This window comes from Ruficoccus sp. ZRK36, assembly GCF_019603315.1.
Lineage (GTDB): Bacteria > Verrucomicrobiota > Verrucomicrobiia > Opitutales > Cerasicoccaceae > Ruficoccus.
Genome location: NZ_CP080649.1, coordinates 404464 through 415465 on the forward strand (window position 1 = coordinate 404464; position 11002 = coordinate 415465).

Annotated in this window: 11 protein-coding genes; 9 read left to right on the forward strand and 2 right to left on the reverse strand. The window is 58.6% G+C overall.

The annotated features are described in order from the left end of the window. Window positions 1–55 precede the first annotated feature (55 nt). The gene (locus tag K0V07_RS01715) at window positions 56–1921 is read right to left on the reverse strand and encodes a glycoside hydrolase family 55 protein (RefSeq protein WP_220622803.1); all 1866 of its coding nucleotides are present in this window, start codon (window positions 1919–1921) and stop codon (window positions 56–58) included. A gap of 250 nt (window positions 1922–2171) precedes the next feature. Between K0V07_RS01715 and pdxH the strand changes: the two genes are divergently transcribed. The 6 genes from pdxH (at window position 2172) to K0V07_RS01745 (ending at window position 7048) form a co-directional block, all read left to right on the forward strand. Next, entirely contained in the window at window positions 2172–2807 is a 636-nt protein-coding gene (pdxH, locus tag K0V07_RS01720; RefSeq protein ID WP_220622804.1) for a pyridoxamine 5'-phosphate oxidase, read from the forward strand. Window positions 2808–3193: 386 nt separating this feature from the next. Beyond that, complete coding sequence (sixA, locus tag K0V07_RS01725; RefSeq protein WP_220622805.1) at window positions 3194–3679, forward strand: phosphohistidine phosphatase SixA; 486 nt, start codon at window positions 3194–3196, stop codon at window positions 3677–3679. Between the two features lie 334 nt (window positions 3680–4013). Next, complete coding sequence (locus tag K0V07_RS01730; RefSeq protein WP_220622806.1) at window positions 4014–4391, forward strand: transcriptional repressor; 378 nt, start codon at window positions 4014–4016, stop codon at window positions 4389–4391. A 114-nt stretch (window positions 4392–4505) separates the two neighbouring features. Then, window positions 4506–5495: a metal ABC transporter substrate-binding protein gene (locus K0V07_RS01735; RefSeq protein ID WP_220622807.1), complete on the forward strand. Its 990-nt coding sequence runs from the start codon at window positions 4506–4508 to the stop codon at window positions 5493–5495. Then, window positions 5492–6217 carry an ABC transporter ATP-binding protein gene (locus K0V07_RS01740; RefSeq protein ID WP_220622808.1) on the forward strand — a complete coding sequence of 242 codons (726 nt, stop codon included), beginning with the start codon at window positions 5492–5494 and terminating at the stop codon, window positions 6215–6217. Before K0V07_RS01735 ends, K0V07_RS01740 begins: the two co-directional genes overlap by 4 nt. A gap of 12 nt (window positions 6218–6229) precedes the next feature. Beyond that, window positions 6230–7048: a metal ABC transporter permease gene (locus tag K0V07_RS01745; RefSeq protein WP_220622809.1), complete on the forward strand. Its 819-nt coding sequence runs from the start codon at window positions 6230–6232 to the stop codon at window positions 7046–7048. Between the two features lie 33 nt (window positions 7049–7081). Here K0V07_RS01745 and miaA read toward each other — a convergent pair whose 3' ends face one another. Then, complete coding sequence (gene miaA / locus K0V07_RS01750) at window positions 7082–7975, reverse strand: tRNA (adenosine(37)-N6)-dimethylallyltransferase MiaA (RefSeq protein ID WP_220622810.1); 894 nt, start codon at window positions 7973–7975, stop codon at window positions 7082–7084. A gap of 230 nt (window positions 7976–8205) precedes the next feature. Here miaA and K0V07_RS01755 point away from each other — a divergent pair, with 230 nt between their 5' ends. The 3 genes from K0V07_RS01755 to K0V07_RS01765 all read left to right on the forward strand — a co-directional run bounded on the left by K0V07_RS01755 (window position 8206) and on the right by K0V07_RS01765 (window position 10937). Beyond that, window positions 8206–9333 carry a glycosyltransferase family 1 protein gene (locus K0V07_RS01755; RefSeq protein ID WP_220622811.1) on the forward strand — a complete coding sequence of 376 codons (1128 nt, stop codon included), beginning with the start codon at window positions 8206–8208 and terminating at the stop codon, window positions 9331–9333. A gap of 147 nt (window positions 9334–9480) precedes the next feature. Beyond that, entirely contained in the window at window positions 9481–10347 is an 867-nt protein-coding gene (locus K0V07_RS01760) for a UDP-2,3-diacylglucosamine diphosphatase (RefSeq protein ID WP_220622812.1), read from the forward strand. A gap of 122 nt (window positions 10348–10469) precedes the next feature. Beyond that, a complete protein-coding gene (locus K0V07_RS01765; protein ID WP_220622813.1) occupies window positions 10470–10937 on the forward strand; it encodes a DNA starvation/stationary phase protection protein in 468 nt (155 codons plus the stop codon). The last annotated feature ends 65 nt before the right edge of the window (window positions 10938–11002 follow it).

Consider the following 11002-nt stretch of genomic DNA (forward strand, 5'->3'; position numbering starts at 1 on the left):
CCAGGATATGTCCTGGCCATGACTCAGTTTTGATGCCCAGCTCAAACTCTTCATACTAACGCACACGCGACAGCCGTTTATTGAGCTGGTCGAGATAGAGGGACTGCGGCTGCAGGAGGGCTCCCTCGCCAACGCCCTCGACATGGTCCACCGGGTCAGTCACGGACTGGCGCTCGGGGTACAGCACCTCTGTTTTCACTGCGCTGACCGGCCCCTGTGTGCCGATGACATAGCCGTAGTCGCCCTGATTGCTGTACACGACAAAGGATTCCAGTGAGTTCGAGAGGCCAGTCGTATTCCAGAAAACCGTATGGGCTGAGGTCGTACCATGCTTGGGCTTGGTCGGGCCGGGACCATAACGGTCACGCGCTTCGAACCAGCTGTTGTCGGCCACGCACCCGTCATAGAGATTGGAGTGGCTGAAGTACATATGACTGTCGCTACCGCGGGCGATACCACCCTCGTGTGGAGCGGCCTGGGTGGCCGTGTCCTTATCCGAGCAGCGCAGGAAGACATTTCCCGACGAGCCCATGCCAGAGATGGAGTAGCCATGGCGCGAGGCCTCGGCCTTGCAGTCGACGAAGAGGCATTCGTTCGCATCGTCGAGGCGGTACATGTAGCCATTACCGCCACCTCCGCCGTACAGCGCATGGGAGAAATCGCAATCGATGACCGAGATACCACGACACTCCTTGATGCGGATGCCGTTGGAGAGCAGATGGCTGCCGCGTGCGTTACCCTCGGCCTGGAACGTATGCACGTTCTCGATCCATCCGTCGATGACCTCGTTGAAGTAGATGGCGAAGGAGAAATACACGTGGTAGGCGTTTTTGATCTTCTTGGCCTCAGCCGGATCGAGGTTGTACTTGATGATGAGGTGCTTCGTATAGGCACTGTCCGGGGCCGTAAAATCAAGCGGCTCCCAGCCGTCCTCGCCGGGGTGCTCCACGTTACCGATGGAGAAGCCCTCGACGCCGACATTTTCCAGCAGGCCGGTCTTGGCGTAGACCTTGGCGTTGTCACGCGTCTTCAGCGTGTAGCGCGTGGGGATGTCGATAGTCAGCTCGTTGGTATCCGGGTCCACCTTCACGAGGCGGCGCAGGTACATGATGTTGCCGATCTTCTTCTCCACTCCGAGCCAGCTATCCTCCTCGCCACGCTCGACGATCCACTCCGGCGTAGTATCCTGGCCGACAACCACCGTGTCCCCGACCTTAAAGCCATCCGTACTCTCGACTGGGATCACCGTAGTGGGGCCAGTCAAATCGCGGGTGATCAGACTGACGGGCTGCTCCTCGTCCTTCCAGGAAGGGACCTTCACGGGGCTGACCTTGATGATCTGGCTGGCCCGCATCGAGATGGAGGTATTGAGAATAAAGGTCTTATCCGGCCCGGCTCCCCGCAAAACGGTGTTGCTGGAGTGAATGAGCAGGCAGCGAGTGGTCCCCTCCGGGCGGGAAACATGGTAAGTCCCCTCCGGCAGGTAAACGACGACAGGCTCCTCGAAGTTAGCGGCCTTGTGAAGTGCCTGCTGGATGGCCGTGGTGCTGTCTTTCTCACCCGTCGGGTCCGCTCCGAAGTCAACCACGTTGAGCACAGGGGCATTTTCCCAGCTCGGGACCGGCTTCTCACCACGCGCATAGCCCGCGTAGGAAAAGTCCTGGATCATCTTGTCCGCCGCATAAGTCTTCTCTGCGGGAGGCGTCCAGTCCTCACCGTAGAGCTCACTGCGCCAGGAACCTTCCGGAGCAGCAGGACTCACCTGCTGATTTGTTTCCGGCTGTTGATCAGTTTCTACAACCGGAGCAGGAGCACGGCAGCCCGCCAGGCCTACAAGCAGAGCCGACAGGCAGGCAGCGGCCTTAAAGTTAGCACGCTGTGCACGAGCATGCGGGGAAAGACTCTTAATAAAAGACATCATCAACGGGGTGTTTGAGGGGTTGGAGATAATAGCACCTTCATCGGGCGCGACATCGAGCCTCGCAGGACGAGGCGGATGAACCGGAAAAAGGGCCGAGTGCGAACAAAGTTATTCCATCCAGCGTGAAAAACAAGGCGTCTGACAGCCAGTCATGATTCACTAGACACGTTGATTTTTCACCGGGGTAGCAGAGATCGGGGATTCTTCTGTCGGCTTGCCACGGTCTGTAAGGATCTTCAAAGTCACCAGAATGGACCTGGCCGATATGCGCCGTAATTACACCCGCGACGGGCTCTCCGAGGAGAGTGCCAGCGCGGACCCTATCACGCAGTTCCGCACCTGGTTTGAGCAGGCGCTCAAGGCCGACCTGGCCGAGCCTAACGCCATGGCGCTGGCCACCGTGAGCCCTGAGGATAAACCGAGCCTGCGCACCGTTCTGCTCAAAGCCTATGACGCCAAGGGCTTCGTCTTTTATACCAACTACACCAGCGCCAAAGCCGACGACATCGAGCAAAACCCGCAAGTCTGCCTGCTCTTTACCTGGCTTGAGCTGGAGCGACAGATCAAGATCCAGGGGACTGCCGAAAAGATCGGAGCCGCCGAGTCCCTGCGCTACTTCGCCAGTCGACCCTTTGGCAGCCGCCTGGGCGCATGGGTATCCCATCAGAGCAGCGTCATCTCCTCGCGTAAATTACTGGAGATGAAACTCAGCGAGATGAAACGCAAATTTGCCGGCGGCGAGGTCCCCCTGCCCTCCTTCTGGGGCGGGTACCGCGTGCGTCCCGAGCTGTTTGAGTTCTGGCAGGGCCGCGAAAACCGCCTGCATGACCGGCTCCAGTACACGCCCGACGGTGAGCAGTGGAAAATCGAGCGCCTCGCCCCGTAGCAAACGTTCCTGCGCTTGATCTGAACTGAGAAGGCTTTGCCTGTCGGCATGGCGGGCACTCATATTGCTGTTCTTTTGCGCGGCCATTCTCTGCGTGCAAAAAAATAGAGGCCCCCATCCCTGGGGGCCTCCCGCCATCTCTACTGTTTTATCATTCCTTCGGTGTTAACCGGGAAAGTCTATGTCTAAAACTATGTAGAACCTATAAATCCAGAAGTTACAGAAATGCAACAACGAAAAGGTGATTTTTGTTAAAAGTCACTATCCGCAAAGGAGTTGCGTTAAATCTGCACCCTACAACAAAGCCCATTTTATCATAATATATAGCCGCTAAATCCCAAGTCCGAGATTGCGCAAGTCAGCGAGGCTGAGCATAATATATCTCTATGCGAGTGTATTTGATGCGCCACGCCGAAGCCGAGGACAGCTATCCCGATGAATCCCGTGAACTGACCTCAAAGGGCGAAAAAACAATCCGTAAACTCTGCCAGTCCCTCAAGGCCCGCGAGTTTGAAAATGTCCAGGCCCTGTGTCATAGCCCGCTCACCCGAGCCGTCCAGACGGCCACGCTCTTCAAGAAGTACCTGGAGCTGCCGCAACCCCTCCAGGAACGCTCCGGCCTGCGTCCCGGTGACAACCCCTTTGTGTGGCTGCGGGAGCTGGCCGAGGCCCAGACCGACAAGATGCTCATCGGGCACAATCCGCACCTATCCATCCTCGCAGACGCCCTCATGCTAAAATCTCGCGACGGAGGCCTCATTTCCTTCAAGAAAACCGGTTTACTTTGCCTGAGGCAGGTATGTCCGCCCTCCACGGCCCTGCCCTATGGAGAGTGGACACTGGAGTGGTTTTTGGTGCCCCGCATCCTCTAGCCCTTACGCTGCCCCCCTCCCGAAAGGGACTCTAACTAGCCTTGAAATGAGGCTTAATAAGGCCTTGAAGATAACAGTATCCTATGCATATAGGCGCTAGTCTTTTTTGGATTATAAAAAGTGTTCAAACGCATACAAAAAGTGAGAATGGGCACGACATTTGGTTATTTAGGGGATACATAAATAATAGATTGACGGCCTGTTCAGGCACTTGCATTATTCAAGTATTTATAATAATAATACTTACAAGATATTAATACATGGGGCATGCACGTCTTAGCTACACTGATGTCACAGGCTCCCGCAAAACCAAGGTGCAATCCTTTTCGACCATATGCCATCACCGGTCAGAGAAACTCGTCAACGAACAGCCATCCGCAACGCTTTAGAAACGCAAAGACGTCCCCTTAAACCCAAAGAAATTCTGGAGTACGCCCAGCTGGAATGCAAAGGGCTGGGCATCGCTACCGTCTATCGCAATCTGCATACCATGGTCGATGAAGGCACGCTGGAGGTCATCGACATCCCCGGCCTGACCACCTGCTACTGCATCCCCCGGAAAACCAAGCAACCCATCCTGGTCTGCCGCCAGACAGGTGAGATGCATTGGCTGGACAGCAAGCCCGTCAACGTCGAGCTCGACCACCTCCCGCCGCAATTCGAGTATGCCGGGCACGAAATCATCGTGTACGGACATTTCCGCAGCGAATAGCGTCCACACCGCTAAATAACTCGCGATAACCTTCCAAGGCATGGTGTGTCCACCCCTTGTGGGTAATTCATGCAAACAACTTGCGTTTAAGGCCTCAACATGCCATTTTGCGGCATGTCTATTTGGAAATATTTAGTGCTGGCCTTGGCCTGGGTTGCCCTGATCGGTCAAACGCATGCCGAAAAGCCGCACGTCGTCGCCAGCTTTGGGATACCCGCCGACTGGGTCAAGCAGGTGGCCGGCGACGAAGTAGAGCTGCAAGTCCTGGCTGGTAACGGGCAAGACATCCATGCCTTTGAGCCTGCCCCGCGCGACCTCGCCATGCTTGCCCAGGCCGATCTGGTTGTAGCAATCGGAGCCGACCTGGAATACTGGCTACCCGGCATGGTGAAGGCCTCGGGCTTCAAGGGACGCGTCCTCCCCCTCAGTGATGTCATTACCCTGCACAAGAATAACGGTGACGAACATCAGCATGAAGGCCACGAGCATGAGCACCATGAAAGCCATGAGCACGCCGCACATACCGATCACCATGACCATGATCGCCATGTTCATGGCGAGTACGACCCCCACATCTGGATGGACCCGGAGAACGTCAGCCGCATGAGCGAGTCACTGACCGAGGCCCTCTGCGAGCTCGACCCCTCGAGTGCCGAGACCTTCCGGGCCAATCAGGCCAAGTGGGCGCAGCGCCTCGATGAGCTGGATGCCTACGCAAAGAAACGCTTCTCGGCCATCCCTCCGGCCTCGCGTGCGATCATCACCTACCATGATAATTTAAGCTACTTCGCGGAGCGCTACGACATCTTCATCCCCGCCACCATCCTGGGCTCGACCAGCACCGATGGCGGCGAGCCCTCCGCCCGCCAGATGGCACAGCTCATCCAGCTGATTAAAAAGGACCACGTAGCCGCTGTATTCACCGACCCCGGCTCAAACCCCCGCCTGGCGCAGCAGGTATGCCGCGAGGCCGGGCTCCCCGCGCCGCAACCGCTGTACGTCGGCTCCTTTGCACGGGACAAAAACGGCCCCCAGGACTATGAAGCGCTCTTTATCTACACAGTGGACACGATCGCTGATTCGATGCAAACTCCGGCCCATTGAGTCATAGTTTTATCAACGACCTGCTCTCCTACCGGGGAAATTGCGGAGGATGCCACTATCCAGAAGCTTCGGCCATCAAGACCGTAGACGTGGTCGCCCGGTACGGATCTTCCGGGCCGCCGGCGCTCAATGGCGTATCGCTGAATGTCCGTCGCGGCGAGAGGCTCGCTCTGGTTGGGGACAATGGATCGGGTAAGTCCACCCTGCTCAAGTGCATCGCGGGCCTGCTCCCCTACGATGGCGAGATTCGCGTGCTCGGGCACCCACCCGGCATCTGCCGCCATGAGGCAGCTTACCTGCCACAGCGCAGCAGCCTGGACTGGGAGTTTCCCATCAGCCTGAGCCGCTTTGTCCTCACCGGCACGTATGTGCGTCTGGGCTGGTTTCGCCGTCCCGGGCGCCAACAGCGGACGATGGCCGCCGCCGCCCTGGATCAGCTCGGCCTCACCCCGTACGCCGGGCGACAGATCAACGGCCTGTCCGGCGGGCAACAGCAGCGCGCCCTGCTCGCCCGAACCCTCCTGCACGAGGGTGAACTGGTGCTGCTCGACGAGCCCTTTAACGCCGTGGACGAAACCAGTCGCACCCTCATCTGGGAAGCCCTTGACCGCCTGCGCGAGCGCGGCTGCACCGTGGTGATGGCCACCCATGACATCGCCCACTACATCCAGCATTTTGATCGCGTACTCACCCTCGAAAACGGTCGCGTCGATCCCGATTAATTTCCCGCTGCCATGGATTTTCTGACTGAACCGTTTTCCTACGCCTTTTTGCAGAAGGCACTTATCGCGGTGCTGCTAGCGGGCCTCAACTGCGCACTGGTGGGGACCTATGTGGTGCTGCGGCGCATGGCCTTCCTCGGTGGCGCCCTTGGGCACACGATTTTACCGGGTGTGGCCTTTGCTTTTCTAAAAGGCTTCAATCTGTTCTTCGGGGCGCTCGGTGCCAGCCTCGCCACCGCTCTGGGCGTAGCCGCCCTGTCCTCCCAGAAACGCATGCGCGAGGATACCGCCATCGGCGTTGTGCTGGCCGGTATGTTTGCGCTGGGCATCCTGCTGATGAGCATGGCCAGCTCCTACCGGGACTTTGAGGCGATCGTCTTCGGGAGTGTGCTCGGGGTAACCGGCGCTGATCTTGCCATCGTCGCCTCCGTGACCGTGATCATCTTAGTGATCCTGTGCCTCTGGCATAAAGAGCTGGAGCTCACCTCACTCGACCCCGAGTACGCGCGCGTGATCGGGATCGAGCCGAACCGCATGCGCCTGCTCGTGCTGTTGCTGGCCTCGCTGGCCGTCGTCTCCGCCGTGCAAGTCGTCGGTGCACTGCTGACCATCGCCCTGCTCATCACACCGGCCGCCTGCGCTACCCTGCTCATGCGCAGCGTATCCGGCATCATGATCCTGGCCTCGGTGGTCGCCGTGCTGTCCGGCTTCGTCGGGCTGCTGCTCTCGTACCATTTCGATCTTTCCTCCGGCGCTTGCATCGTGCTCGTGGCCACCGGCTGCTTCCTGCTGGTTTGGGTTTACCGCTTCATACGCCCACTCGGGCACTGATGCAGATCAGGGCTTACTGAATCCCTGTAAAAGCTACCCCAGTTCCACCACTTCGTCGGGGGCGATCTGGTGGCGAAACCACTTGCGCTGCTTGGCGACGAGACGGCGTGTGGCCTGATTGATGGCGGGCTCAAGTTCGGAGCCTGGCAACTCGCCGCGCAGGAACGCCAAAGCCTCCCGGGTACCGATGGACCCGGCAGCACTCGGATTATTCTCCAGCCCCTCGGCAAGCAGGCGTTCGGTTTCCTCGATCAGGCCGTCGGCCAGCATCTGCTGCGTGCGCGCAGCGATACGCGCGTGCAGGCTCTCCTCGGTGCGCTGGAGCAGGATGATATGCTTGGGAAAGGCATCGAAGACACCGGCCTTTTCCCGAAAGGCGCGCTCAAGCTCCGCCACAGTCTGCCCGGAGGCCAGACAACGTTCCAGCGCGCGCACCACACGGCGGGGATTCTGCACATCCAGCGAACCGGTGTCGGGGCTCACCTCACGCAGGCGCCGCAGCAGGCCCGGTAGCCCCTCAGCCGCATCGAGCACCCTTACCTCGGCTCGCACCTCATCGGAGATGGGGACATCGTCCGCCACCGCGGCGAAAAAGCCTTTTAAGTAAAACCCACTGCCTCCGGTCACGAGTACGCGCTTACCGCGGGCATGAATACCCGCCACCGCCGCGCGCGCCATCTCCAGGTAATCGACGACGGATAACTGGCAGGCGACCGGCACGACATCAATCAAGTGATGCGGCACTTGTGCCAGCTCCTCCTGGGTCGGCTTGGCCGTGGCAATGTCCAGCCCGCGATAGACCAGCGTGGAGTCGCACGAGACGATCTCGGCCTCATGCTCACGCGCCCACGCCAGCGCCAACGCGGTCTTACCGACGGCAGTCGGACCGGTCAGGATCGTGAGCGTATGCGGATCGTTGGCAGACATGAAAGGATGCCCATGATGCCACTGCGAGGAGCCGCTTTTGGCAATGGCAAAGCCCGCAGCTCGCAATCTCTTGCAACGAAAACGTCACAATAGAGCCATTGCTGTTTGTTACAAAGACGTTTTGATGCGCAGTCAATGGCCGGAAACATTCCCAGCGAACGGCGCCCGGCTCGCACCAACCCGGCTCTGCCTGATTCAGGCCAGAGTCTTTACCATCAGGAAACAGCCGCGTGAAAATCGCCCTTGTCACTGAGACCTTTCCACCCGAAGTCAACGGCGTGGCCATGACACTTCACCGGCTCGTCACCGGTATGAACGCCCGCGGGCACGCCATGAACGTCGTGCGCCCCCGCCAGAAGGCCGACTCCGAGGGTCCGATCCACGACTTCCCGGAGGATTTCGTGCGCGGCTATCCGATCCCCGGCTACGCGGGCCTGCAATTCGGCGGGCTGTGCACGGGACGCCTCAAGCGCCTCTGGAGAGAGCAACAGCCTGACTGCATCCACATCGCCACCGAGGGGCCGCTCGGCGTCGCCGCCCTGCGCGCGGCCAAGCAGTTGAGCATCCCCGCCGTCTCCAGCTACCATACGAATTTCCACTCCTACGGACGCCACTACGGCTACGGCTGGTTTCAAAAGCCCCTGATGGGTTTCTTCCGCTGGTTTCACAATGGCACCCGCGCCACCTTTGTTCCCTCCGAGGATGTGCAGAGCACGTTGGAGGGGGAAGGCTTTGCCAATGTTAAGATTTTCAGCCGCGGGGTGGATACGCAGCTTTTCGGGCCGCACCGTCGCAGCGAAGCCCTGCGTGAGAGCTGGAAGGTGAGCCCGGATACGCCCGTCGTCGCCTACGTCGGCCGCGTGGCTGCGGAGAAGAACATCCCCCTGACTATTCAGGCTTTTCTGCGCTTCCGCGAAAGGCATCCCGGCGCAAAGCTCCTCATCGTGGGCGATGGTCCCGAGCGCAAGAAACTGGAGCAGAAGCACCCCGAGTTTATCTTTGCAGGCATGCGGCGGGGCAAAGACCTGGCCGCGCACTACGCCTCGGCCGACCTGTTCTTTTTCGCCAGCACGACCGAAACCTTTGGCAATGTCATCACCGAGGCCATGGCGAGCCATCTCGTCGTATTGGCCTATGACTACGCTGCCGCGCTTCGGCATATCGAGGACGGGCAGAACGGGTTCAAGGCTACCTACGAAGACGAGGCTGCCTATCTCGCCGCTATAGATCGGCTCTGCGAAGAGCAAGGTCGCTGGCCGCAGATCGCCGATGAGGCCGTGCTCACGGCACAAGGACTCTCCTGGGATGCCATCCTCGCCCAATACGAGGCCGACGTCACGGACGCCATAAAAAGGTAAAATCAGCCTTAGACTATGTTCAACTTAACGATCCGGTCACGCGCTCGTTACGAAGAGGTTAATTCGCGGCTTATACACAGGTAACACTTTGACCTTGTGAATAACTGGCACTAATAAGGTTGTCCATAGTAAGCAATAGCGCCTGAGATGAAAAAGCCGGTCCTCAAGTTTAAGTCTGTCATCCTGTCGGACGTCCACCTGGGCACCCCCGATTGTAAAATCGATGAGGTGAACCACTTCCTGAAGCATACCCGCTGCGAGCGGCTCATCCTCAACGGCGACATCATTGACGGCTGGAGCCTGAAGCGAAAGCTGAGCTGGGAGAAGGGGCACACCAAGTTTGTACGCCGCATCCTGAAGATCGCCGAAAAGAAAGACACCGACGTCATCTACATCCGCGGTAACCACGACGACTTTCTGGCCAACTACCTGCCGCTGGTTTTCGACCGCATCCAGCTCGTCGAGGAGTACACGCTGAAGACCTCCGGCGGCGACTACCTGTGTATCCACGGGGACTGCTTCGACGCCATCACCACCCACTCGAAGTTTATCTCCATCCTCGGAGACATCGGCTACCAGAGCCTGCTCAAGTTCAACCGCTACTACAACAAGTACCGCTCCCTGCGCGGTAAGGAGTACTTCTCGGTCAGCAAGGCCATCAAGGCCAAGGTCAAAAACATCGTCAACCACATCAGCGACTTTGAAAAGCACCTGCAAAGCCTCGCTGAAAAACGCCAGTGCGTGGGCATCATCTGCGGCCACATCCACACCGCCGAGGACAAGATGATCGGCGACATCCGCTACCTCAACTCAGGCGACTGGGTCGAGTCGATGACCGCCATCGTCGAGCACTTCGACGGACGCTTTGAGCTGATCGACTACAAAGAATTTTGCGAGCGTCTGGAGGCCAAGAGCATTGCCCAGGCCCAGAAAAAAGCCGACCGTTTCGCGGCGGCAAATGCCGCGCAGGAGCAAGTCCTGTGGCTGAGCGAGGATGAACTCGCGCAGGCCTGATAAGCCCGTCTCGCATTAGTGAGGGCGGCGCATCCTATCAGTTGCTTTGACATCCGCCAAAGTCGTCCATGATAAAAGCTTACGACTTGAAACACTGTCTGGACGTGATATAGTAAGCGTCTATGGCTAAGAAAAAAACTAATACCTCTTCCGCCAATAAGAAGGTCGTCGAAGCCCTTCGTGTTGTGGTCGCTGACACATATGCATTGATGGGCCAAACCCATCTGTGCCACTGGAACGTCGAGGGGCCGAGCTTCTTCGCCCTCCACACTGCTTTCGAAGAGCAATATACCGAGCTCTTCACAGCCGTTGACGAAATCGCTGAGCGCATCCGTGCTCTCGACGCCTACTCTCCCGGTGGCCTCAAGTCCCTCTCGGACATCGCCGGCATGAACAACCTGCCCGAGAAGGTCGGCGCCGAAAAGATGGTGGCCAGCCTCGTCGAGGACCACGCCAAGCTGATCAAGGATGCCGGTAAGGCCCGCGATCTCGCCGGTGACGCTGATGACAACGAAACCGAAGACCTCATGATCGCCCGCATCCAGGTCCACGAAAAGACCGTGTGGATGCTCAAGAGCTTCCTCAAGTAGGCTCGGGGATATCCTCCTTTAACAAAGCGGCACAGGTTCGAAAACCTGTGCCGCTTTTTTGTCTC